Source organism: Phyllobacterium endophyticum, assembly GCF_003010935.1.
In the GTDB taxonomy this organism is placed as follows: domain Bacteria; phylum Pseudomonadota; class Alphaproteobacteria; order Rhizobiales; family Rhizobiaceae; genus Phyllobacterium; species Phyllobacterium endophyticum.
Map to the genome: position 1 here is coordinate 708,848 of NZ_PGGN01000003.1, position 25,440 is coordinate 734,287.

Consider the following 25,440-nt stretch of genomic DNA (forward strand, 5'->3'; position numbering starts at 1 on the left):
ATTCGTCGGCGGGAGCATTGCAGAAAATGACGTTTCTCTACCACGCGGACGCCGAGCGGGGCATGGAATGGGCTGCCCTTTTTGCGCAAAGGGCACCGGATATTGCCTTTTCTTTTCGGCCGCATGAGACCCATCCTGCTGATGTGCGCTATCTCGGCGTATGGCATCCTCCGGCTGATATCGTCACAACCTATCCCAACCTGCAGGTTCTGTTTTCACTGGGTGCTGGTGTGGACCAGATTGACTTGGCCGCCTTGCCATCGGATCTGCCTGTCGTGCGCATGATCGAACCCGGAATTTGCGACGGCATGGCAGAATATGCCACCCTTGGAGTTCTCGCGCTGCACCGGCATCTCCTTTCCTATGTTTCGCAGCAAAGGCATGGCGACTGGCGCGGCATCCGGTTCGGTCCTGCTGCGGAGCTGCGCGTCGGCATAATGGGCCTCGGCGTCCTTGCGCGGGCCGTCATCAACAGGCTGCGTCCCTTTGGCTATGTTTTGTCTGGCTGGAGCCGTTCGGCCCATCAGATCGAGGGCGTGCACTGCCATTCAGGCGAGTCTGGACTTCCTGCATTCCTTGCGCACTGCAATATCGTGATCTGTCTCTTGCCGCTGACCGGTGAGACCGCCGGCATCCTCAATTCGACCCTGTTCAATATGCTTCCAAAGGGCAGCGCATTGATCAATTGCGGGCGGGGTGAACATCTGGTTCAGGCCGATCTATTGGTGGCTCTCGAGACGGGCCAGTTATCGGGTGCCGTTCTCGACGTGACCGACCCCGAGCCCCTTGCCGCGAACCATCCTTTCTGGTCGCACGAGAAAATATTGCTCACGCCGCACATAGCCAGCATGACCCAGCCCGACACGGCGGTTGACGCGGTGATCGCCAACATTCGCCGCCATCGCAGTGGAACTGCAATGGTCGGTCTCGTCGACCGGACTCGTTCTTATTGAGGAATATGATGAACCCGCTTGGACTAAACGACCCGACCCTGTTCGTACAGCAAGCCTATATCGGCGGTAGATGGACAGACGCATCCGGCTGCCAAACGCTTAACGTAGACAATCCATATTCTGGCGCCATCATAGGCAGCGTGCCTGACTGCGGTCGCGATGATACCTCTGAAGCCATTGCCGCCGCGGATCTTGCCTTGCGCAACTGGCGTGCCAGACCGGCAGCAGAAAGAGCAGCGCTCCTGGAGCGCTGGCACGCGCTCATCATTGACAATGCTCCTGATCTGGCACGGATCATGACTGCGGAACAGGGAAAGCCACTGGCGGAAGCGGAAGGCGAAGTGCGTTATGGCGCAAGCTTCGTGAAATGGTTTGCCGAAGAGGCCCGTCGCATCTGCGGGTTTACCGTTCCCGCTCCGACGGCTGACCGGCGAATCATGATGATGAAGGAAGCTGTCGGCGTTACCGCTGCCATTACCCCCTGGAATTTTCCAAATGCCATGATCACCCGCAAAGCCGCCCCGGCGCTGGCCGCCGGATGCACTATCGTCGTCAAACCCTCGGAACTCACACCATTTTCCGCGCTGGCGTTGGCGGTGCTGGCCGAACGTGCCGGTTTGCCGGAAGGGGTAATCAGCGTCGTCACTGGCCGTCCGGAAGCCATTGGAGCAATGCTGACAGAAAGCGCCACCGTGCGAAAAATTTCTTTTACCGGATCAACTCGCGTCGGTGCCATGCTGATGCAGCAAAGTTCGGCGACTCTGAAACGCCTCAGTCTTGAGCTGGGTGGCAATGCTCCATTTATCGTGTTTGACGATGCGGATATCGAGCTTGCGGTTAGCGGCGTTATCGCCAGCAAATTCCGCAATGCCGGTCAAACCTGCATATGCGCAAATCGTATCCTGGTGCAGGACGAGATCTACGATCGTTTTGCTACAAGACTGGTGGAAGCAGTCGGCAAGTTGCGCACTGGTGACGGGCTTGTCGCCGGCAGCACCATTGGACCGCTGATAAACGCGGCTGCGGTCGCGAAGGTACGCGTGCATGTAAGCGACGCGCTTGGAAAAGGCGGGACACTCCTCACGCCCGCAGACGCGGACAAAGGTGGCGGCCGCATCGTATCGCCAGTCATCGTCGGCAATGCCACGACCGCCATGCTTCTTGCCAATGAGGAAACGTTCGGCCCGGTTGCTCCGCTCTTTCGCTTCCAAGCAGAAAGCGAGGCTATTCATATAGCCAATGCAACCCCTTACGGACTCGCCGCCTATTTCTATACGCGCGATCTCAACCGGTCCTGGCGTGTCGCCGAACAATTAGAATTCGGCATGGTTGGCCTCAACACAGGCAGCATTTCCATGGAAGTTGCACCTTTCGGCGGGGTCAAGCAATCCGGCATAGGCCGTGAGGGCGGCGCACTGGGGATCGAGGAATATCTCGAAGTCAAAAGCTTTCACATCGCCGGCCTCGACGCCGTCTACTAGCTGCACAAATACCGGAGACCACCTGATGACCAGTACCGCCCCAAAGACGCAGGATTTGCTTGAGCGGCGTGACCGCAATATCGCGCGCGGCATTGCTACCGCTCACCCCATTCTTGCCAGCAAGGCGAAAGGGACCGAACTTTGGGATGTGGAGGGCAGACGCTATCTGGATTTCGTTGGTGGAATCGGAGTCCTCAATGTCGGGCATAACCATCCGCGGGTCGTCGACGCCGTGAAGAGACAGATCGAGACCTTGTCCCATGCCTGTTTCCAGGTTCTCGGCTATGAGCCCTATGTCGCGCTGGCGGAAAAACTGAATACCTTGATTGGAAAGGACTACAAAAGCGCCTTTTTCACCTCTGGCGCGGAGGCTGTCGAAAATTCGGTGAAGATTGCTCGCGGTTACACCAATCGCCCGGCCGTCATTGCATTTCGTGGCGGCTTTCATGGCCGCACATTGCTAGGTGTTTCGCTGACGGGAATGAGCCAGCCCTACAAGCAGAATTTCGGTCCGTTCGCACCAGAGATTTTCCATATTCCGTACCCCAATGCCTATCGGGGTGTAACCACTGCCGATGCGCTCGCGGCCCTTGCAGAGGTCTTCGCAACAGACGTCGCCCCGGAGCGCGTAGCCGCCATCATTATCGAGCCTGTGCAGGGCGACGGGGGTTTCCATCCTGCCCCGGTGAATTTCGTCGCGGCGCTCCGTGAGATAACAAACAAGCACGGCATTGTCCTTATTCTGGACGAGATACAGACAGGATTTGGACGGACAGGCGAGATGTTCGGTTTTCAGCACTCGGGCATCGAGCCCGATCTCGTAACCATTGCTAAGAGCTTGGCCGGAGGCCTCCCTCTGTCAGCCGTCGTTGGGAAAGCAGAGATCATGGATGCGCCAACACCGGGCGGTCTTGGCGGAACCTATGGTGGCAACGCCCTCGCCTGTGCTGCCGCATTGGCCGTCATCGAGACATTCGAACGGGATGATATACTTAGGAACGGAAGACAACGCGCAGCGCAATTACGAAAAGGGTTGATAGCCCTCCAGCAAAGACATGCCTTCATCGGCGATGTCAGAGGATTAGGCTTTATGCTGGCTATCGAGATCGTCAGCGATCGCGCAACGAAGGCACCGGATGCCGATCGGACACAACATGTGCTCGATGAAGCCCGCAAAGGCGGACTGCTTCTCATTAAGTGCGGCATTCATCGCAACACGGTTCGCTTTCTCGCACCGCTTGTCGCTACTGAAGCTGAAATCGATGAAGCGCTGGCCGCCCTTGGCGAAGCATTGGAGCGCGTTGATTAACGACCGATCCAGGAAGAGACTATCGGGAAGGATTATTTTCACTGGGCGCCTTGAAAGAATACGAACCGTGGCCACCATTGAGGATGGTAAATCGGCCAGCATGTAAAACCCACCGCCTCAAAATGCTGCAACCGGATAGTTTTTATCACCAAATGGTGCTATTTCCCGCGCTTCAATCAGGGAGCTACAGCATTGCCCATCCAGCACGGCTGAATTTTGGCCATGGCTTTTCCTATGCCTGTGCGAAGGATCATCGGTTATCCTTGCTTTTCAGGGGCAATGACTTTTCACAAACCGACATCGAGGCGGCATAACGCAGTTTGGAAAGGGAGCGATGTTCCCTCGCCCCCTTCGCAAAGGCTTCCCCCCTCTCCCGTCCTTGCTCCTGTGTTGGTGCGCCCATCGGACGGGCGGTATCACCATATGGCCATTAGCCCGGTAGCAACGTGAAGATGATCAGAAACTACCGACAAGAAAATATCGCTGATATTTCAGTAGCATCGCGTCGAGAACTCACGAAGAAACCGGACTATTCGATTTTGAGATTTGTAGGTTTTTGCAACCTATGACACGCGGCCTTCCGGGAAAAAACCAACAACATCACTGCTTCTTCTTCCACGCCAATATTACAGGAACGGCTTGGCAACATGCCGAACATCACGGGAGGAGGTGTGCCTATACCTTTAGAACTGTTCTGGTGGAATTTGACCAACGGAGCGCCAAACCTGAGTACCGGGCATGGCGATCTGCTTCATGTTTTGTCATCAATGTCCTGGACCCGTTGCATCGCAGGTATTGTGAGAAACGATAAATATGGTGAAACCCGCCATCTATATAACTGGCGCATCGTGTTCGGGCGTAACGACGCTCGGTCGCGCTGTCGCTGCATCATCGGAGGTGGCCCATGTGGACTGCGATGATTTCGATGGCTTTCGACAAGTCCTCCGTTCACGACCAAGCGTCCACCTGCGGATCGCGTGGGCTTGATAGAAGAAGCATTGGAAGAGAAGGGCTGGGTATTATCCGGCTCATTCGATGGTTGGGAGACACTCTTATCGAGGAGGTTGATATGATCGTGTTTGTCTACGCTCCTACGCCCATACGGATGGAACGCCTTATTTCCCGGGAATGGCATGGGGACTAGGTATTGGCTTCGGGCGATATGTACGAAATCCATACCGCTTTTGCCGCTTGGGCCGCCCAGTACGACAAACCGGACTTCCCGGAACGAAATATCGCTCGGCACAACGCTTGGTTAGAGCGGCAAACTGCCCCCGTGCTGTGCCTTGATGGAACCCAAGAGCCGCAGGCTCTTGTATCCAGCGTGCTGTCCAGTCAATAATGCCACGCTAGATCGGGCTTTTTTGGACCACCGGCGTGTGCCGAGTTTTAATTCGCGCTTTGGGTGGCTTCCATTGCAATCACGACCGCCCTGCGCTGATCGGCCGAAACGCCTCCCTGATCATCGTGGCCATACCATCGATAGCGGCGCTTTTCATGCGAGGATTGCGTCTGAGAACCACGTTCGAGGAATCAATCGGACGGTAGCCATCTGCTTCCGTAAGGGCGCGGCAACCGGCCGGGATATTGCTGCTGGCAAGGGGCGCGATCGCCAGACCCGATACGGCTGCGATCTTGAGGCCGCCACTCGTGTCGCAACTATAGGCAACGCGATAGTTAATCTTGGCTTTGTCCAAGGATCCGATAGCGAATTTCTTACACCAGTTGGAGCGCTCATAGATCGCAACCGGGACGATGTCATTCTCATGAACGCAGTGCACTTCCGAAGTCACCCAAACCGTCGGATCAACAAAAAGCACCTCCCCGCTCGTCGGCTGTTCCTGGTCGAAAATTACCGCGAGGTCGAGTTCGTCTGCGTCGATGGCCGCTAGCTGTGCGGCCGAATAGCCACATTTCACAGTCACTTCGACATGCGGATGCTGGTTGGCAAAGGCTGCCAACGCCCGCGGCAGTATAGTGTAGCCATACTCTTCCGGAATACCGATCCGGACAGGACCCCCGAGCGGCTTTGCCCGGATCGCGGCGGCCGCCTCGTCCAGCAATCCAATAATCCGGTTGGCGCTGGTGAGCAGGCGCTTTCCTTGCGGAGTCAACGTCACGCCGCGTGAACCCCGCTCAAAAAGAATTTCACCCAAGGTTTCTTCCAGCTTCCTGATCTGAATGCTGACAGCCGATTGGGTTCTGCCGACTTGTTCTGCGGCGCGGGTGACATTCCCGGCAGCAGCCACGGCCACAAACGTACGCAGCAGTTCACTGTCTAATGGCAGATTCACAAAGATGCTCGCGATAAAAATTTCAGATGACAGCCATGAATTCTATTTGTTTGTTAAATGTCAAGCCGCGGCCGATCCTCTATCGGTCCCGGGAGCGCCAGAATGCATAACGTCCGACATCGTGTGATAAGATTCTTCAAAACCTGGAGGGCCGCCAGACGTGAGCGGCGGTTATTAATGGACATCCTGTGCAAGCCAGGTGATCGATTGCTCGTCGACGCCGGCATCACCAGGGAGGAGGCACTTCGGGTCGTTCGCGGCAATTTGAAGACGTCGCTCTAGTGGCATTCGTCTGTCCCGCAATGTATCTCCAAAATGCGTGCACCACCGATGGTTTGATTTTCGATACCATCGAGGGGCGGGATACCACACTGAAACTGTTCCGGAGGCAGGCCGATTACGTCAGCCCAACACACGAAATCGCTGGCGATAAGGAAGGGAACTCATTTCGTCTGGCCGGCAGCATTCAGCAGCATGGCAAACGCCTGCCCTTCCATTGACGAGCCAGCTGGCGCTGTATAAGCGTGGTGCCGATGTCGCGTCCGTTACTGAAATCAAAGCAAGGGTTCTTCCGTGTTTGTCAGTCATCCTGCCTGTTTTTAGGATCACCCCGGACGATATGGAATTCTTTGCCTTCGAGGAGTCCGAGCTGACCCAAGGGAAATAGACAGGGATCAGCCAAAGACGATCCACGCTGGCCCATGGCTATCGCATGGGACAGGTGCTGTTGCCCGCAGGATTTCTTGCTGAGTCCTTGCTTCAAAGCACGCTCAACTGATCAGCTGATGTTTTGCCTGCTCTCTTGTCCTGCACAAGCTCGTAACTAATCTTCTGACCATCATTGAGGCTGCGCAATCCCGCGCGCTCAACCGCAGAGATATGGACAAACACATCTGTGCCGCCGTCGTCGGGCTGGATAAAGCCAAAGCCTTTTGTCGAATTGAACCACTTAACGGTGCCTTTGGCCATGTGAACTCTCCCTGTCGCAATACGGAGCAACACATCGATAGCGCGATATACCCATCGTCACAAGGACGTCGCTCGATATGGTCGTGATACTCGGCATCGAACGTTTTGTTCAAATTCGCCTGCCATTGATAAAATCTGGAGGCCGCATGGATTAACCGCGATCTGGGTCGACAGCTATTCAACTCGTTCATCATGGCGGCTGGACACTCTCGGTTTTGCCAAAGAAGTTGCGCGGGAAGGCATACCCGTCAACTGCATTCGCCCTGGGCACATCTACACGGACATGCATGCCAGCGGCGGAGAGCCGGCACGGGTGGATCGCGTCAAGGACTCGATACCCATGGGACGAGGCGGCCAACCTGAAGAGGTGCCCGGGCGATCCTATGGCTGGCAGGCGACGAAGCCTCCTTCATCACAGGCACGTTCCTCGATGTCACCGGCGGTAAATAAGCAACGGAGTGCGGCGCCCGGCTCTGGCAATGATTGCGTACGGCTGATGAATGGCCCCAGCACCTGAACTGTTGGCCTCTTTGCCGCTACGGCGAGCGCGCGATGCACCGGTGCGGGCAGTAGAACTTACCTATTGAACTTTCGAGCGCAAGCGATCCGTAGCCAACTCCATAACTACGACGATGGCGAAGATGACGAGAATAATGGTCGAGGCGTTCCTATACTGGAACAGGTCGAAGGCGACCTTGAGTTCCTGGCCAATGCCGCCCGCTCCAACAAGGCCAAGGACCACGGAGGAACGCACGGCCTTTTCAAGTGCAAAGAGCGTGGTATTGATCAAGGATGGCATGGCGTCCGGAAGGACTGCCCCGCAAAGCACCGAGAACCGTTTGGCGCCAATGGCAAACAGCGCCTCTTGAGGCTTTTTGTCGGCGTCCTCCATCGCCTCGGCGAAGAACCGTCCGCAGAATCCAATCGTATCAATGACGATGGTCATGGTTCCAGCTACTGCACCGAGACCAACGGCGGACACGAACAGCAGCGCCCACACGAGGTCCGGAACGGTTCGGAACAGAGAGACCAGCATCCTGGAAATATGCCGAAAAGGGCCTATCGGCGTTATGTCTCTTGCCGAGAGCCAGGCAAACGGCAAGCTTAGCACCACACCGACCACTGTTCCCACAAGTGCTATCTGGAAGGTTTCGACCATCCGCCAAAACACCCGTAACAGGAAATCCGGTTCGAGATTGGGTGGCATCATGCGGTCGACGAGATTGGCCATGCGGGGTATCCCGCCAGCCAATTGTCCAGGCGAAGGGGCAACCTGCCCGGCGGAGACAATCACAAGAGCGGCAAGAGCGACAGCAAGGCTGAAGGTGATCGGCGAGATCGGCGGCAGCCGCCGCAGCATCAGGCGATCATGCATCGAAGACGTCTCGAAGGTCAGCGCGTGTCACGTCGGCGGTCGACCGGTCGAAAAAGACCTTGCCGGCTTTAAGCGCAATGATGCGATCGGAATATTCGAGCGCATGCTGCATATCATGGGTGGTGTAGATGAAAGTGATACCGTGTTCCAGGGCGAGATCGGAAAAGATGCTCATCACGTCGCGTCCTGCCGTCGGATCAAGACTTGCCGCAGGCTCGTCTGCTATCAGGAGCTTCGGACGCCGAACCAGCGCCCTGGCAATCGCCACCCGCTGCGCCTGCCCGCCGGAAAGCGCATCGGCACGGGCTCCGGCCTTGTCGAGAAGCCGCACATCGGCGAGTGACTGCATTGCCTCCTCGCGCCAATGCTGTTTTGCAATGGAATGGTGCCAGGCGCGCCAGCCACCGGGAAGGCCAAGCTTGCCCTGCAAAACATTGGTAAGAACGGATTGGCGATTCACCAGTCCGTGATGCTGGAAGACAAATCCGATCTGCCTGCGTATGCGCTGCAACTGAGCCAGGGATGGCGTCGAGCGGAAACGTTCGCCCAGGGTGACGATCTCGCCATCACTGGACGGCAAAAGGCCGATGAGGCACTTGAGCAGTGTGGATTTTCCAGCGCCGTTTGAACCGATCAAGGCAACGCGTTCGCGTGCTACTATATTCAGGCCGATATTGGAGAACACGGCCTTTCCGTTCGGATAGTTTTTTGCAAGATCACGTGCAAGAATGATTGCTGTCATGGTGCCCCGTAGCCTTTCGGCCCTCGACCGGTCGCCGAAGACCAGACTTTTAAGCTGAAGGAAAGGACAAGCTTCAGTTTACGAAGTCCGTAAAGCTCTCGATCCCGATTGTCCGATACATCGAGCGGACATAGTCATAGTCCGAATCCTTGACCTCGGTCAGGAAGAAGCCACCTTTGAATTTCTGGTTGTCCTTGCCGTTCAAAACTGCATTCATCAGTTCGGTGCCTTTTTCCGCAAACGCCTTACGGACCTTGATGAGCACATCATCTGCGATGTCCTTACGCGCCACGAGTATATCATTCGGCAGGTCGCGGCCCCGGGCTACAACCGAAAAAGCAATATCGGGAAATGCTTCGCGCACCGAGTTAAGGTGACCGAAGTTCAGGCCGATAGCAGCGATATCGCCACGAATAAGGGCCTCGGCAGCAATATTGCGCGATATGATCACCGGCTCGTAATCGGCGGTATATTTCAGATTGAAATCAGCCAGTGCTTGTGCGGGGCCGAGATGCTGTGAGGTGGAGCCGACCGAACCGAATGCAACTTTCTTGCCCTTCAGGTCTTCAATGGAACGAATTGGTCCGTTTGCCAGTACGGCGATCTGGGCGAAGTAGTCGGGACGCTGCCAGGCAACAACGATTCTCGGCTGGCTCAATTCCTTCATGACCACATACTCAGCTGGCCCTGTCAGGACAAGATCAACCTGCCCGGAGTTCATGGCTTCAACGGCTGTGGTTCGCGAGCTGACCGGATAGAGCTCGATATCAAGGCCGGTGGCTTCTTCGAGAGCGGTCTGAAAGGCACCGAATTCCTGCTGCAGGGCTTCCAGTCCCTCCATATCGGTAACCGCGAATTTGACGGGTGCAGCCAGAACCGGAGCTATAGAGGCAAACGTGATGGCCAGTGCGGTGGCGAGAGTGCGGATCATCTTTTTCCTTTGCTGTATAGACAGGAGGCGGCTGTCCGCTTATCTCTATACGCATCACATGACGTGTTCGTGACGGCTGCCCCTGTTTGGAGAATTTAATGGATTGGCACATTCAGGCAGGGCGCATTCTTGCCGACCAGAAGCTTGCGACACGGGATTTGAGTGTCACCAACGGTCTACTGACAGAGGCTCCTGCACGCAATGTGTCCGTGATCGATGCCTCTGGTCTGCTTGTGCTTCCGGGAATAGTCGATATCCATGGCGATAGTTTCGAGCGACAAATCATGCCTCGTCCCGGTGTTCACTTTGACATCGCTTTGGCGCTAAGGGACACCGACCGTCAGCTTGTCGCCAATGGTATAACTACAGCCTTTCACGGGATCACGGTGTCGTGGGAACCCGGACTGCGTTCGGTCCAAGCAGCCGAAGAGCTGATCAGCGTGCTGGTCGGTATCCGCGATAATCTTGCATGCGACACGCGTGTGCATCTGCGCTGGGAAACTTTTGCACTTGATCAAATGGCGACAGTCATGAAGTGGCTGGCGCTCACCCCGCGACCGATCCTCGCCTTCAACGATCATACCACCGGTTCGGTGCTGAAGGGCACGATTGCCCGCAAGATCGGACAGATGGCCGAACGGTCCGGCCTGAACCGGACCGACTATATGTCATTGCTCGACCAGGTCTGGTCACGCCGGGACGAAGTGCCGATGGCAATCGAGGCACTGGCTTCGGCCGCGCGGGCAAACGGAAATGTTCTGCTTGCCCATGACGAGGCGTCGCCAGAAGATCGGGTGTATTTTCGTGCGCTGGGTGCAAGGGCCTCGGAATTCCCACTGACTGTCGAAACAGCGAAAGTTGCCCGGCAAAAGAGCGAGGACGTGATCCTTGGCGCACCCAATGTGGTGCGCGGCGGCAGCCATAATGGTGCGCTCAATGCCGCCGAAGCTATCAAGGCTGGGCTCTGCACGGTGCTGACCAGCGATTACCACTATCCCTCGCCATTGCATGCAGCTTTCAAACTGTCTTCCCCGGGTGGAAGCGATTTGCCTTTGATCTGGGATCTTGTCTCGGCAAACCCAGCGCGCGCGGCAGGGCTCAATGATCGTGGATCGCTCAAAGCTGGGCGCCGGGCTGATCTGATTCTCGTCAACGCAGAAGATCCGGCCCACCCGCATGTGGTTGCAACAATGGTCAAGGGAGAGATTGTCTATTCCTCCCGGCTTCTCCGGGTTAGATCGGCCATCGGTGTATCGATTGCCGCGGAATAAGACGTCGTGACCCAGAAAATCATAAATCCGGCACAGCTTGAGGGCAGGGAGAATAATCTTTCAGCCTTTGACGGGCTGACCTTCCGCCCGCGCAGCGACACTGCAATCTGGCAACAAATATACAACCACATCCTTGGACTGATCGAGGATGGCTTTCTTCAACCGGGTAGCCAGCTTCCAGGTGAGACGCATTTGGCGGAAAAACTCAAAGTCACACGCATTACGCTTCGTCGGGCGCTGCAACAATTGCAACAGGAAAGTCAACTCACTGCTCGTAAGGGCGTGGGGATCTTCGTGCGCAACTTGCCCTCCACGTTCACGGTTCGCGACGGGCGGCGCTTTCTCGATAGTTTCGAAACCCACGGCGAGGTGGTCGATACAAAGACACTGCTGATTATCCGCGAGCCGGCCGGACCGGCCGTGGCCGCGCGGCTCCGTGTCGCAGCGGAGGCCACCATTATCCGGCTTTGCCGAATACGAACTTCCGGCAAGCAGCCGGTTTACGTTAATACCAAAGTCTTTCCGGCGCAGCTCTTTCCCGATTTCGAACAGGTATATGGCGTGAGTCAGTCGGTTACCGATGTTTTCCGCACTCACGGGATCGAAAACTATCGGAGGATTGAGACGCGGATCAGCGGCGGCTTTGCCGCCTCCGATGAAGCGCAAATCCTGCAGCTGACACCCGGAACGCCGGTGTTCCACGTCAATGCTATCAATGAGGACGGCAATGGCGTACCCATCGAATGGACGCGCGGCAGCTGGCCGCTGACCTCCGTCGAATTCGTATTCTAATTGTTTTTCATCTGAGCCGCTTGGCCAAACTTACCCTGAGCTCTGGCGAGGTTGGCCAATATTCAGCAGTTGGTCGGGAAAGCCATTTCTGATGGTGAGCCATTTATCCTAGATGAGGCACAGAACGCGCCGCAACTCCTAAGGGAGACGTGCCAGAACCCCGTTTGCCCGATTTGTTCAATCTCAAAACTGCCAGCAACCCTTCGTTTGAAAATGCTGATAATAGCAGTATTAGGCCGACTTTTATTGATGCTTGAAAGGCTACAATTGCCGCATCTCAAAACCTTTGATCCTGTTTTCTGCGAGAGCAGCTCAGCCAGCCAGATGATCACTTAACAGCCCCCTCAAGGGGATCCAACCGTAGCCCCGCAAATCTCCTCACGTGGTTGCGGGCAGCGGATCGGTGCCTTCGCTAAGGATTGTGAGGTATCGTCTATACCGGAAGACACGACCTCGCTTCCGGCCCGTCACCTCCTCGACTATGCCGAGACGCTCCAGGTCGGCGAGTGCCGCATTGACGGTAGGCGCTGATAGCCCTGTCTTCTGAACAAGTTGATTGGCTGTCAGAAAAGGATTTTGCTGAAAGAGATCATGAATGCGCAGCGCCGAGCCGGCTCGGTCGCTTTGGGCTGTGATGCTCTCCCGGTCTTCTTTGAACAAATCGACAATGCGGGTGGCGGCGTCGAATGCCTGGTTAGCTGTGTCGGCGACGCCGGCAAGGAAGAAGTCGAGCCAAGCTTCCCAATTGCCCTGCTCACGGACCTGTTGAAGCAGTCGATAATATTCCGTTCGATGAGTCTTCAGGTAAAGGCTGAGATAGAGCAGGGGCTTACGCAACACACCATTTACACAAAGATATAGCGTGACTAGCAAGCGACCGATGCGGCCGTTGCCATCCAGGAAGGGATGAATAGTTTCGAACTGGACGTGCAGAAGGCCGGCTTTTATGAGTGCTGGCAGTCGCGATTGATCTTCATGCATGAAACGTTCGAGCGTATCCAGGCAGACGTCCATCTCGGTGACTGGCGGCGGCACGAAGAGTGCGTTGCCAGGTCGCGAGCCGCCAATCCAGTTCTGCGAACGACGGAACTCGCCAGGGCTCTTGGTCCCTCCTCGCCCGCTTTGCAGCAACCGCGCGTGCATTTCACGAATCAGACGCAGTGACATCGGTAGGGCTTCCAGCCGCTCCAGACCGAACATCATGGCATCAACGTAGTTCGAGACTTCGCGGATGTCGTCTATAGGCTTGCCCGCCTGCGCTTCCATCTCAAAACGAAGAAGATCTGACAGCGTCGATTGTGTTCCTTCGATCTGTGACGATAAAACAGCCTCCTTCCTCACGTACATGTAAAGAAACAGCTCCTGGCGAGGGAGCAGCATCGTGATACCGTCCAGCCGTCCCAGGGCTCGTTCCGCTAAACTAAGCCGTTCCAAAAGTGAAAGGACGTCAATCGACGGTGTGGGCGGTAAAGGCGGAGGTACGAATGCCCGCACCATCTCGCCTGCAACGGGTGTTTCGACAAAGCGGCCGAGCCGCTTATTTGGTTCAGAATCAGACATGTACCAAGTATGGTTTCTCGCCACTATTTAAGCAAGACGGCCTTCGCTTAAATAGTGGGGAACCTAAGGTAAGCGCCTTTAAATAAGCCCGAGCACTTACCGAAGTCTGTTCCACTTGAGCCCTTATGCGTTTTCGACGCACAGATCGAGAACATTTGCAAAATAAGCCTATAGAGACGCGGCGCGATGGGGCTCCGTGGTCACAGGTTGAACGGGTTCGTTGAAATAGCGACTGAAAACAACCGTGGGCCCTTGCAGTTATTGCGCTTCATATCATTGTCAGACCCGTGCTAGTTCGCACCAGGGGACAATAGAAATGAAGCCAACACTTTTTGCCGGCGTTGCCCTTTCGGCGATGCTTACGTTCTGCAGTCTTGCCTATGGCGATATTCTTATCGGTATCGGTGCGCCGTTCAGTGGGGATTACAGCGCGTTTGGAACCCAGATTCTGAAGGGCGCTGAAGCGGCTGCCGCTAAAATCAATGCCGCCGGCGGCATCAATGGCGAGAAGGATTCTGTTCACAGTGGGTGACGACGGCTTTGACCCCGCGCAAGGCATGGCCGTGGCTAATAAGTTTGTTGCCGATGGCGTGAAGTTCGTCATCGGCCACTACAATTCCGGCGTGTCGATTCCTACATCCGACATCTATGCCAAAAATGGAATTCTCATGGTGTCGCCCGCTTCGACCAATCCGTATTTTACCGATAGACCCAAACCGCTCTGGAACACATTCCGCACCTGCGGTCGGGACGATCGGCAGGGGGATGTCGCAGGTGCATACATTGCCGATAACTTTAAAGATGCAAAGATCGCAATCGTCGACGACAAAACGCGCTATGGGAAGGGACTGGCCAACGCAACAAGAAAGGCTCTGAATGCCAGAGGCGTTAAGGAAGCATTCCGCCAAAGCCTGGATTACCGGCGGGAGGATTTTTCGGCATTGGTTGCGAGGGTGAGAAACGCCGGGGTCACCGTGTTGTACTGGGGCGGCCTCGACAAGCAGGCTGGGCAGATAATGCGCCAGCTCGCTGATGACGGCCTTAAGGTCCAGTTCGTCTCCGGTGATGGTATCATTACAAACAAACTCGCCTCGATTGCCGGCGAGGCCGTTGCAGGGACCTTAAACACCTTTGCGCCTCAACCCGCCAACAATCCAGCGAACAAAATTCTCGTCGAGAAGTTTCGTGCCGCGGGGATCGAGCCAATCGATTACACCTTCAACGCTTATGCTGCCGTCCAAAGTATTGCCGCAGCGGCCACTGCTGCAAAATCAAACCACCCCAAAACGGTGGCCAAAGCCATGAGGGAGAAAGGGCCGTTCAAGACTGTTCTTGGTGAGATCTCGTACGACAAAACAGGCGACTCAACTCTCCCGGGTTATGTGATGTACAAATGGCAGAAGGCAGCGGATGGATCATACAGCTACTACCAGCAATGAATGGATCTCCGACTATTTCGCTTTCCCCAAATCCGGCTGAGCGGTCGGTGGCACATATGCGTTGTATGCTTCTAGAGGTGGGGGCGGCCCGCGGTCATAGGTGTATCTGTCAACTAAAGATCGACCGAGAAAACCAAAATAGTCACTGGACTCGCCGACCGCCGTAAAGAACCGTTCAGTTTGAACTAATTTTCCTGTCCCTTTCGAAAACCATAGTTTTCCCTTGGCTCTGGCGCCATTGCGCTGCCAATCGGCTTGGAAAACCATCGTAATAGTTCCATTGATGGTTTCAGTGCCAAGCCTAGAGCAACCTTGAAAGACCGGCCGCCCAGACTCGGAAATACGATCGAGCGTTCCACGCCTATATGAGAGCCAAAGAGAATCTGGTTCGCGGATATAGATGATCCGGTCATAAAAATAGACCCAGCTCCGAAGCTTTCCGCTATCCTGCCCCGGCCCTGTAACCGTCGAGACGATTTGGTATCGCCCCGTGTTAACTGTGTGTTCGTACGCCCCGTTGAGGTCAGCACATGCATTATCGTCTGCCTGTGCGCTTGCAACTCCAGCAAAAATGCAAACCCCTACCCAAAACAATTTCATGAGCTGCTCCAGGCGGAAGGTGCGATTACGAAACACATCAACAATAGCAACATTGGCCGATGTCGGGAACTTCGACCATAGAAATAAGGCTTCGTGAGATTGGCAAGCACTATGGGAAAAGCCGACTGCAGCGGTCTGCTTGCCGCGTGGTGTCATCAGCCGCCTGCTCACAGCTCTAGACGGCGCCAATATTCTCTCGCGCGTCACAAACCGCGCCAAGCACGGGTTGGAATCTGGCAAGGTCTCTCCACGTCTAGAACGCGCGCCCTGCAAGTAGGTCGCCATCGTAAAGCCGAGACAGCATTTCACTCCTTGTTGCGCAGGCCGAACCGAAATCAAACAAAGCTGTCCCATGGCTGTGAGTCTCTCCTGCTACCGCTCCTGCATGGCCTGCGATGAAATCTCCTCGAGCGGCGAAAAGAGATATTCCAGGATCCGCCGCTTGCCCGGTCTTGGCTTCGCCCGCTTGCATTTCAATCGGTCAGTGAAATATGTGGGTTTGTTCGATGGGGACGTCGAAGATCGAGTTATCATCAATACACTTGACGATATTTACGATCACACAGATCGGCTGAAAGCCACAGCATCAAGGTTTGTCTAGCGGATCGTCATGCCCAGATCAGCGTCCACCCCAGTAGACGCGTCCCCGACCCGAAAAGCCTGCAGGCACTTTTATTCTTCGCTTTCCCCGCAGCCCTGGCGCCGCGCCCAGCGATACAATCCCTGTAGGGGAGATTATTTCGCCGCGTCTGATATACGCCGGTCGGTCATGTCCCCCGAACAAGTGTCACGTCTGAGCTTACCCACTCTTGGAGTCGCTCAGGGAGGACAATTTGTTGACATCATCCACTGGAAATTCCTCCATATTGTCCCCGGGCGAGTGACGCGATGTTTGGAACGTGCGATGCTCAAACTGCTAGAACTTGCCCGAAGGATGCATGCCTTTTCGTTTCATTCATACTGCCGACATTCACTTGGACTCGCCGTTGCGTTCATTGTCGCTTCGCGATCCTGATCTGGCTGGCTTGATCGGGGACGCGACGCGTCAGGCACTTATCGCGATCGTTGATCTTTGCCTAGAGGAACAGGTCCACGCTTTGATCATCGCTGGCGATCTTTACGACGGCGATCAGACTTCCATGAAAACCGCCCGGTTTCTGGCAACGCAGATGGAGCGGCTGCATGCGGCCGGTATAAGCGTTTATAAGATTCGGGGCAATCACGATGCGTTGTCGAAAATAACGCAAGAACTGGTCTTGCCACCCTCGGTGAAAATCTTTGGATCTCGGGCCGAGGCCATGGAGCTGCGACACGATGGTATGAACATTGTCATCCACGGATTGAGCTTTGCCAAACCGCATGCCCCGGATAGCCTGTTGCCGAAATACAGACCGCCTGTGGCAGATGGCATAAATATCGGAATCATGCATACGAGTCTCGCTGGTGCTTCCGGCCATGATCCTTATGGACCGTGCAACGTCGCCGATCTCCATGCCTCGGATTTCGACTACTGGGCACTCGGTCATATTCATCAGCGGTCGCATCACCTCGGGCAGCGAACGGTAATCATGCCGGGAATGCCGCAGGGTCGCGACATCAACGAGGCGGGCGAGAAAACCGTTTCCCTGGTGACCATAGGCGATGATCGTTCCATTGTCATTGAAGAGCGCTTGACCAGCATTGCCCAATTCGAACGCCTAGTCGTTGATGTGACGGACATTCAGGAGTGGCGGGACGTTATCAGCAGTATTGAAAATGCCCTTGTTAAGCAGCGCGATCGGACACGGTCGGAACATCTCGTCGGTCGCCTGAAACTTATCGGCAACACGCGACTGGCCTGGCGTCTTCGTCGTGACCTGGATTTGCTGCAGGCGGAGGCCGACCAGCGTGCACAAGGCATTGGCAGAACCTGGGTGGAAAAAATCGACCTTAGTGTCCGACCAGCCGACCTGCTCCAAACCTTCGCCGTCGCCGATCCTTTGATTGAACTTGGCGAGTTGATGCAAACGGAGGTCATGACCTCCCACGGCTTTCGCGAGGACATCCGGCAGATGGTCCAGGAACTCCTCGACGATTTGCCGGCCGAAAGCCGCAAGTTTGCGGGAAATAACGAACTTGAATTCGACGTCTTCATCGATGACTTGATGGTGCAAAGTGGTGACGACATCATCGCCCGCCTCCAGGCTCCCGCAAGGGAGCCTAAGTGATGCGGCTGCGCAAACTCGATTTAACGCGTTACGGCAAGTTCACGGATTACTCACTGGATTTTGGCGAGGCAGTCGCTGGAACACCGGACCTGCATATCGTCTATGGCCTGAACGAGGCCGGCAAATCGACGGCCTTTGCAGCTTATCTCGATTTCCTCTTTGGCATCGAGGAACGCAGCCGCTTTAATTTTCTGCACCCATACAGCGCCATGCAGATTGGTGCATGCTTGGACTTTAACGGTACCGAGCGCAAACTTGTCCGGACAAAGCAGCGGACGAATTCGCTGCTCGACGAGCATGGGCAGCCGGTTAATGAGACCTTGCTCGGCATGCCACTTGCGGGTCTCGGCCGCGACGCATACCGCACGATGTTTTCGCTTGACGAGCGCTCCCTGGAGGACGGCGGAAACGCCATCATCCAGAGCAAGGGTGATCTCGGCGAATTGCTGTTTTCCGCAAGCGCAGGTCTTGCCGGCCTCAGTCAAACACTGGACGCAACAGCGGGGGAAGCGAACCTCATTCACAAGAAGCGGGGACGCAACACGCATCTGGCAGAATTGAAACAAACGCTTGTCAATCTGAAGGCACAGCGCGATGAGATCGATACCTTCGCCTCTATCCATTCGCACCTGATTGCAACGTACAAGCAGGCTCAATCATCCTATGGCGAAGCCATGGGCGACCTTGGTAACAGCAGGACAAAACATAGTGAACTTGCGCGGATTATGCGCGCCCTCCCGCTTGCCGCTGAGCATGCCCGTCTGACGAGTCAGTTTGCTGTCTTTGCCGACTTGCCACGACCGCCCACAGACTGGGCCTCTGAACTTCCACAGCTGACGAAAGACCAGACCAGGATCCAGACGCAGATCGACGGCGTCGAAAAGGAACTCGCCCGCTTGCAAGCGGAGATCGATCTCATTGACGTTGACGAACAGCTGGAGCCGGTGGCCGACCGCATACTTGGATTGGAGGATGGACGGGCGCGGTTCCGAACTGCTGAAAACGACCTGCCTCGTCGTCGCGTGGCGCTGGCCGAACACGAAGCTGCCCTTTCAATCATCCTTGCTTCACTTGAACAGACTGACAACAAGACCCCAGAAGCGCTGCTGTTGCCTGCCTCTCTCATTGGTGCTTTGCGCGATTTGATCGAAACGCGTTCAGGACTTGATGCCACGCTTCAGACAGCAACGCGCGAATTAACGAGAGCGAAGCAGCTTGTTGATCGAGCCGCCGAAGAAAACGCCAAATTTGCAACGACTGGCGGAGTGTTAGACCAAGCAGCAACGGCGCCGATTGAAACAGCGCTCACCAAACTGCAAAGCACCGACCATCAGGCAAGGTTGCGGGTGTCGGAACGCGATCGCGGACAGCTGGCGCGAAACTACGAAAATCTGTTGAGCAACTTGCGCCCGTGGACTGGAGATGGAACAGCTCTCCACGCTATTGCCCCGCCTGAGGCACGGCAGATCGAATCGTGGAGAAGCGAAGCGCTGTTGGTCGAAAAACGCCTCAGAGGTCACAAGGAACGGCTGCGCGATCTGATTACGCAGCAACGCGATGCTCAAGCGCGCATTGAGGCGATACAGGCAGCAGCTGGATTGATCGATGATGCCAAGGCTCAGCAATCACGCGAGGCTCGGACCAAGGCCTGGGATGAGCATCTCGCACATCTCGACATAACAACGGCCCAAGTGTTCGAGCAGAAAATGCGAACGGACGACGACCTCAACGACGCCCGTCTGGCGCGATCACGAGACTTGGCAGAGCTGCGGCAGTTGACGCAAACACTGGCGGTGCACGCGTCAGCCATAGTACGCGAAGAAGAACTGTTAGTGGAGGCGGACGCTGAGCGCTTGCAACTCTCCACCCGAATTCGCAAAGCCACTCCGCTTGCCATCGAATGGCCGGAGGATCGGTCAGCGGAGGATTGGCTCTCATATCTTGAACGCTGGAGCAGTGGTAGGAAGGCAACGCTTGTCGCGTGGAACGCTCTGCAACAAGTGGACGAGGACATCGCGCAGGCAAGGGCCGAATTTGGCAATGAAGTCGCCGCACTTGTCGACGCAATGCGTGTTGCCGGCGTCGAAGGAGTTGAAACGTTATCAGCGGCAGGTTTGATGCAAGCGGCCGGCGCACTCTTGTCTCAAGCCGTCAGCCTGCGGGCCGAAAGAGCGACTGCAGCGACAAATCTTCTCGAGCGCCAACGAGAACTGGCCGAGCGGCAGCAAGATTTCACGGACGCTGATAAGGCAGCAAAACTCTGGGATGGCAATTGGAGAGATGCACTTGCAAAAACATGGTTCGAAACAAATGCACCGACCGTCGCCGAAGTGCGCGAAATCCTCAAGGCGCTTGCCGACCTGCCTGCAACTTTGCGTGAGCGCGATCAGATGGCACAGCGCATCGCGACTATGGAGAATGATCGGAATGCTTTTCAGGCTGAAGTCGGCCACATTCTGAAAAAGCTTGGCGAAATCTTCGATCCTGCACAATGCGTCGCTGAGGCAGAAGCCCTTACAATAAGATATGACGCCAGCCAGAGGGCGCATCAATTCCATTCCATCAAAATGGATGAATATGCGCGCCTGTTGGAGACCCGACGTGGGCTCGAGCAGGAGCTTGCCGTGCATGAAGCTCGCAAGACGGCGCTCACAACCTTCTTTGGCGTCGAGACATTATCCGATGTCAGCAACAAGCTGGAACAGGTCGCTGAAAAACAGAGGTTTGAGCGCCGTATTGTCGAGTTGAGTGATCAGATCGTGGGAGAGTTACGTTCCACAACATTCGGCGCAGCAGAAGAGCTACTTGCCCAGGTCAACGTTTCTCAAATCGAAACGGAGGCCGCTGAACTATCGGCCAGGGTCGACAACCTCGAGGAGCGAACAAAACTGCTCTTTGCCGATCTGACACGTGCCAAGGATAAGGTCGAGCAAGTAGGCGGCGACGGTGCTGTAGCCAGGATAGAGCTACAGCGCCGAACAGTCCTCCTTGAAATCGAGGATCTGGCACAAAAGTACCTGCGCCTGAGAACCGGTGCCATGGCCGCCGAGAACGCATTGCATCTCTATCGTGATAGGCATCGAAGCTCGATGATGAAAAGAGCATCGGAAGCGTTCCGCCGGATCACGCGTGGCGAATATTCCGGTCTCGCTGCAAAGCCCGAGAAGGATAAAGAAATTCTCATCGGCGTTCCACGGCAGGGTGGCTCGAAAATGTCAGATGCCATGTCCACGGGCACGCAGTTCCAACTTTATCTGGCGCTGCGTCTTGCCGGATATCAGGAATTTGCACAGGTTCGCCCCTCGGTTCCGTTCATCGCCGACGACATCATGGAGACCTTTGATGAACCGCGATCGGAGGAAGTTTTCCGGTTGTTAGCGGAGATGGCGAAGATCGGTCAGGTTATCTATCTCACCCATCATAGGCACCTTTGCGAGATCGCTCAGAAGGTTGTGCCAACGGTACGTATTCACGAACTGGGCGTGGACACGTCACATTCCCCACGAAACGCCCCTGAACGCATGAAACCGTCTCTGGTGCTGGGATGAAGTGCGTATGAAGCTGTGGCCCGTAGTGGAGGCGCGTCATGCGGAAATTTCTAGGACTCTTGAAATTGGCGCATCTGTTCAAGTCGATAAGCACTGATAACCCTTCCTTTGAAAACGCCGATAGTAACGGATTTTCCGCCGAATCCGATTGGTTCCTAGAATTCTACAATCACGCTTCAGAGCATTGTCCGGGTGTGCGATTTCCAATGAGCGCCTTGAATGGGAACGAACCGAATCCTCACCTGTTCAGATGTTCCCCGGTGACCACCAAGCGTCCGATCAGGCGCACCTTTTTGCATAATCAACTATAGCACCTATAAGCGCGGCCTGCCTTGAGACTTTATCGCTGCCCCGACGCCAAAAGACTACGTACTCATGAACAACACCGGGACGGAATGGGATAGTCTTCAGGTTAAATACCTCACATTGACGAGCGATGAAGTCGTTTACAACCGTGATGCCGGAACCATAGGCGGCAAATGCTGCGCTGAAGCCCACTGCATCTGTCCGGACGTTGACGAATGGGGTATGCCCTTTGTGAGCAAATGAGTTCATCACCATAAGATTGGACGAAAACTCGCGATCGAGCGTAATCATGCGCTCGGAGGCTACATCCTCGGCAGTGAGAAATTTCTTACCGGCCAGAGCATGGTCCGGCCGCAGGAGGCAGACGCTTCGGCTCGCCATAATCGACTGCCATTCAAAAAACCGCTCGTCGAGCGGCAGTCTGGACAAACCGACATCCGCCTCTCCGGTCAGCACGAGTTGGGCAATCTGGTCATAGCTTTGCGCCCTGACGTAGAACTCCAGCGAAGGGTCAGTTCTCTCCAGCTCGGCGACAAGCTTCGGCAACAGCGAGAGACATACGATATGTGGAGCGGCTATTGTCAGGCTGTTCCGTGCCACAGCAAATGACCCGAATATTTCGCGCTCGATATGGCCAAGCGTGTCAAAATACCGGTCGATCCTGTTATAGATTTCGACAGCGCGCGTCGTGGGGATCAGACCACGGCGATCCCGTATGAACAGTTTTTCGCCGACGTGTTCTTCGAAAAGCTTGAGCTGCTGGCTGACGGCCGACTGGGTTATGCGCAAGACTTTCGAGGCGCGCCGGGTCGATCCCGATCGAATGATCTCCCTGAAAATCTGCGCTCGCCTCAAACCTATGCCCGCCTCTTCCGGCATATCAGTCATCTCACTTCAATCTCCCTTCTCAAACACGGCACGGTCTATATTAGCCAATCTAATATAGGGGCGTAAAATCTTAATAAATTGACGACTCTCGCTGTTTTCTCAATGTTAGCGCTCAGGCTTTTCGGCAGCGCTTCGCGTTGGTTCAGCGCGGCCCTCTCAAGGCTTCACACAATAATAAGGGGATCCTAAATGAAAATCGGAAAACATGTGCGTCCAATCGCTTTCGGCGCCGGTGCGATATTAATGGGGCTTTTCAGTGTGGCACCGGCTGATGTTGTTGCGCAGGAGCTGCGCATCGCCACGTCCTACAAGCTGATGACGCTCGACCCTCATTTCGCCAACCTCAACGAAACCAATTCGCTCCTGTCGCAGATCTACGAGCGGCTCGTCTACCAGGACGAGAAGCTCGAGATGAAGCCAAGCCTTGCGACATCATGGCGACGTTTATCGGAGACACGGTGGGAGTTTAAGCTCCGTGAGAACGTCAAGTTTCACAATGGCGCGGCGTTTACATCTGCAGACGTTGTCCATTCCATCGACCGGATTCAGAACCTCCTGAAGCCTCCTAGCGGCGGTTACCAATCCTATGTGAAAGGCATCAAGAGTGTTTCTGCGCCGGACGCGCTTACCGTTACCTTCGAGACCAACGGCAGCCTTCCGTCTCTGCCTCTCTTTCTGTCATCGATTTTCATCGTCTCGAAGCAAGCTTCCGGTTTTCTGACAACGGAACAATTGAACGGCGGCACTCCTCCCCCCAATGGCACCGGACCTTACACATTCAAGAACTGGCGATCTGGCGAAAGCTTCGAAGTCGTCAGAAACGACGACTATTGGGGTGGACGCCCATCTTGGTCGGACGTGACGTTTCGCATCATCGAAAATCCGGCGGCGCGTGTGGCAGCACTTTCGACCGGCGACGTTGACATTGCCGACTTCATACCTGCACGAGATGTCCCGTCGCTGAAGCAGCGTGGGGCCACAGTTGCCAATATTAGTGCGGCCCGTTTGAACTTCGTGCAGTTCGATGTCGCGAACGACCAAGCACCCGGTGTCACCGATAAGGCTGGCAAGTCCATTCCCAACCCGTTTCGCGATGTCAAGGTAAGACGCGCGCTTGCCATGGCTGTTGACCGCAACGTGATCGTCGACAAGATCCTGTCCGGGTTCGGAACTGCGGCGGCACAGGTCTTTCCAAACGGCCTGCCTGGGACATCTGCAAACCTTGTAACCGAGCCCCCTCGCTATCCGGAGGCTAAGGCACTCCTTGCCGAAGCAGGTTATCCAAACGGCTTCAATGTCGTTCTTGCCGGGCCGGCTGGACGTTATCCGGGCGACTTGGAGTCGCTGCAAGCGATCGCACAGAGCTGGGCGCGCATAGGCGTCGGCGTACAGCCGCTTGCGGTTCCGTTCTCCGTCTTCAATACCAAGCGGGCAGCGGGTGAATACGGCATCTGGTACGGTGGAGGGTCCGGAGAATCGGCTGATATCCTGGTCAGCGCGTTACTTGGCACGGCAAATTCCCAGGGCGACAGGGGCTCACTGAATTACGGCAAATACTCCAACCCGGCCTTCGACGAGATGCTTGGCAAGGCACAAGGCATTGAGGTTGGTCCCGAACGATACGGGGCAATCGCGACTGCAACGGAATTCGTTTTGCGTGACCAGCCAATCATTCCGCTTTATCATTTCGACCATGTCTTTGGTTATGGCAAGAAGGTGGCTACCTATACCATGCATCCGCGGGGCTGGACCACTGCCATGCAGGCTGCCCCCTCAACAGAAGCCAAGTGATCGCCGATGGCTCTCCTTTCCGTCATTACAGGGAGGCTTTCACAAGCTTTCCTTCTCATCTTCGTCATGTCGCTGGTCGGGTTCATCGGCATCCACAGCGTCGGCAATCCGGTCTACAATGTGGTCAACATAGAGACAGCAACGCCAGAGGAAATCCGGCGGGCAACTATCCTGCTCGGTCTCGACCAGCCGGTATGGCGTCAATATTTGGTCTTTGTCCAAAACGTTGCGACCGGCACGTTCGGCACGTCCTATATCTACCATCAGCCGGCCTTCGGACTGGTTCTCGACAAGCTGTCGGCGACCTTCGAGCTGGCGCTTTTTGCGATGCTCGTCGCGACGGTCCTCGGCCTAGGGCTCGGGGTGCTGGCAGGTACCCGCCCCGGAAGCCCCCTCGATCGTGTGATTGTCACGTCGAGCGTCTATGCGCTGAGTGTGCCCTCGTTCTGGCTGAGTATGATGCTCATTCTTGTTGGCGCCGTCATGACCGGCTGGTTCCCTCCGGGAGGTCGCGGTCTAACTGCGAACCTGCTCGGCTTCGACTGGAGTTTCCTGACGAGCGATGGACTGAGGCATCTCGTTCTGCCAGTCCTGGCGCTCGCCATTCCCAACATCGCCTTGATTGCCCGCCTTGCACGCGCCGGCACGGTCGAAGTCGAACGAATGGAGTTCACCCGCTTCTGCGTCGCCAAGGGGCTGTCAAGGCGAAGGATACTGTTCCATCATACATTGCCGAACATTAGCCTGCCGATCGTCACCATTGTCGGGCTCCAGTTTGGCGGCATGCTGGCGTTTGCGGTCGTTGTCGAATCGATCTTCGCCTGGCCCGGCGTCGGCAAGCTGCTGATCGATTCCATTCAGCTCTTGGATCGCCCGGTCGTGATGGCGACGCTTACCTTCACGGCCATCGCCTTCGTGGCGCTGAACACGCTGGTAGATCTTGTCTATGTCGTGCTCGACCCGCGCGTGCGGATTTCCACTTGA

18 protein-coding genes and 1 pseudogene are annotated in these 25,440 nt (G+C 55.7%); 11 read left to right on the forward strand and 8 right to left on the reverse strand.

Translation table 11 applies throughout. From position 1 onward, the window contains the following. The first annotated feature begins 26 nt into the window (after window positions 1-26). From CU100_RS17530 to gabT, 3 genes are read left to right on the forward strand one after another with little or no spacing between them, the layout of a single operon-like run. The gene (locus CU100_RS17530) at window positions 27-953 is read left to right on the forward strand and encodes a 2-hydroxyacid dehydrogenase (RefSeq protein WP_106717844.1); all 927 of its coding nucleotides are present in this window, start codon (window positions 27-29) and stop codon (window positions 951-953) included. Window positions 954-958: 5 nt separating this feature from the next. Further along, complete coding sequence (locus tag CU100_RS17535; protein ID WP_106717845.1) at window positions 959-2,434, forward strand: NAD-dependent succinate-semialdehyde dehydrogenase; 1,476 nt, start codon at window positions 959-961, stop codon at window positions 2,432-2,434. 25 nt (window positions 2,435-2,459) lie between these two features. Then, window positions 2,460-3,743, forward strand: a complete 1,284-nt coding sequence (gabT, locus tag CU100_RS17540) for a 4-aminobutyrate--2-oxoglutarate transaminase (protein WP_106717846.1) — start codon at window positions 2,460-2,462, stop codon at window positions 3,741-3,743. Window positions 3,744-5,164: 1,421 nt separating this feature from the next. On the opposite strand, the gene CU100_RS17555 is transcribed toward gabT, so the two are convergent. Both CU100_RS17555 and CU100_RS17565 read right to left on the reverse strand, forming a co-directional pair. Beyond that, window positions 5,165-6,037, reverse strand: coding sequence for a LysR family transcriptional regulator (locus CU100_RS17555; protein WP_106717847.1), 873 nt, complete (start codon window positions 6,035-6,037; stop codon window positions 5,165-5,167). Window positions 6,038-6,796: 759 nt separating this feature from the next. Next, on the reverse strand, window positions 6,797-7,006 hold the full coding sequence (locus CU100_RS17565) for a cold-shock protein (RefSeq protein WP_106717849.1): 210 nt from the start codon (window positions 7,004-7,006) through the stop codon (window positions 6,797-6,799). A gap of 271 nt (window positions 7,007-7,277) precedes the next feature. On the opposite strand from CU100_RS17565, the gene CU100_RS17570 reads away from it, so the two are divergent. After that, window positions 7,278-7,523, forward strand: coding sequence for a hypothetical protein (locus tag CU100_RS17570; protein ID WP_245419124.1), 246 nt, complete (start codon window positions 7,278-7,280; stop codon window positions 7,521-7,523). Window positions 7,524-7,586: 63 nt separating this feature from the next. Here the strand turns inward: CU100_RS17570 and phnE are convergent, their stop codons facing one another. From phnE to CU100_RS17585, 3 genes are all read right to left on the reverse strand, one after another. After that, entirely contained in the window at window positions 7,587-8,381 is a 795-nt protein-coding gene (gene phnE / locus CU100_RS17575; RefSeq protein ID WP_106717850.1) for a phosphonate ABC transporter, permease protein PhnE, read from the reverse strand. Beyond that, on the reverse strand, window positions 8,374-9,123 hold the full coding sequence (locus tag CU100_RS17580; RefSeq protein ID WP_106717851.1) for a phosphonate ABC transporter ATP-binding protein: 750 nt from the start codon (window positions 9,121-9,123) through the stop codon (window positions 8,374-8,376). The genes phnE and CU100_RS17580 overlap by 8 nt, the downstream gene beginning before the upstream one ends. Window positions 9,124-9,196: 73 nt before the next feature. Then, a complete protein-coding gene (locus tag CU100_RS17585; protein WP_106717852.1) occupies window positions 9,197-10,054 on the reverse strand; it encodes a PhnD/SsuA/transferrin family substrate-binding protein in 858 nt (285 codons plus the stop codon). Between the two features lie 98 nt (window positions 10,055-10,152). Between CU100_RS17585 and CU100_RS17590 the strand changes: the two genes are divergently transcribed. Next, window positions 10,153-11,325, forward strand: coding sequence for an alpha-D-ribose 1-methylphosphonate 5-triphosphate diphosphatase (locus CU100_RS17590; RefSeq protein WP_106717853.1), 1,173 nt, complete (start codon window positions 10,153-10,155; stop codon window positions 11,323-11,325). A 6-nt stretch (window positions 11,326-11,331) separates the two neighbouring features. Beyond that, window positions 11,332-12,117, forward strand: coding sequence for a phosphonate metabolism transcriptional regulator PhnF (phnF, locus tag CU100_RS17595; protein ID WP_106717854.1), 786 nt, complete (start codon window positions 11,332-11,334; stop codon window positions 12,115-12,117). A gap of 378 nt (window positions 12,118-12,495) precedes the next feature. Here the strand turns inward: phnF and CU100_RS17600 are convergent, their stop codons facing one another. Then, window positions 12,496-13,677 (reverse strand): Fic family protein, encoded by a 1,182-nt coding sequence (locus tag CU100_RS17600; protein WP_106717855.1) that lies wholly within the window; start codon window positions 13,675-13,677, stop codon window positions 12,496-12,498. A gap of 316 nt (window positions 13,678-13,993) precedes the next feature. Between CU100_RS17600 and CU100_RS17605 the strand changes: the two are divergent. Continuing rightward, window positions 13,994-15,116, forward strand: a pseudogene (locus CU100_RS17605) (branched-chain amino acid ABC transporter substrate-binding protein). A 12-nt stretch (window positions 15,117-15,128) separates the two neighbouring features. Here the strand turns inward: CU100_RS17605 and CU100_RS17610 are convergent. Beyond that, entirely contained in the window at window positions 15,129-15,872 is a 744-nt protein-coding gene (locus CU100_RS17610; RefSeq protein ID WP_106717856.1) for a hypothetical protein, read from the reverse strand. Between the two features lie 782 nt (window positions 15,873-16,654). On the opposite strand from CU100_RS17610, the gene CU100_RS17620 reads away from it, so the two are divergent. Continuing rightward, window positions 16,655-17,923, forward strand: coding sequence for a metallophosphoesterase family protein (locus tag CU100_RS17620; RefSeq protein WP_106717857.1), 1,269 nt, complete (start codon window positions 16,655-16,657; stop codon window positions 17,921-17,923). Beyond that, window positions 17,923-21,471, forward strand: coding sequence for an AAA family ATPase (locus CU100_RS17625; RefSeq protein ID WP_106717858.1), 3,549 nt, complete (start codon window positions 17,923-17,925; stop codon window positions 21,469-21,471). The genes CU100_RS17620 and CU100_RS17625 overlap by 1 nt, the downstream gene beginning before the upstream one ends. A 279-nt stretch (window positions 21,472-21,750) precedes the next feature. Here CU100_RS17625 and CU100_RS17630 read toward each other — a convergent pair whose 3' ends face one another. After that, entirely contained in the window at window positions 21,751-22,665 is a 915-nt protein-coding gene (locus CU100_RS17630) for a LysR family transcriptional regulator (protein WP_106717859.1), read from the reverse strand. A gap of 189 nt (window positions 22,666-22,854) precedes the next feature. On the opposite strand from CU100_RS17630, the gene CU100_RS17635 reads away from it, so the two are divergent. Together CU100_RS17635 and CU100_RS17640 are read left to right on the forward strand one after the other, a co-directional pair. After that, window positions 22,855-24,456 carry an ABC transporter substrate-binding protein gene (locus CU100_RS17635; RefSeq protein WP_106717860.1) on the forward strand — a complete coding sequence of 534 codons (1,602 nt, stop codon included), beginning with the start codon at window positions 22,855-22,857 and terminating at the stop codon, window positions 24,454-24,456. A gap of 6 nt (window positions 24,457-24,462) precedes the next feature. Continuing rightward, window positions 24,463-25,440, forward strand: a complete 978-nt coding sequence (locus CU100_RS17640) for an ABC transporter permease (protein WP_106717861.1) — start codon at window positions 24,463-24,465, stop codon at window positions 25,438-25,440.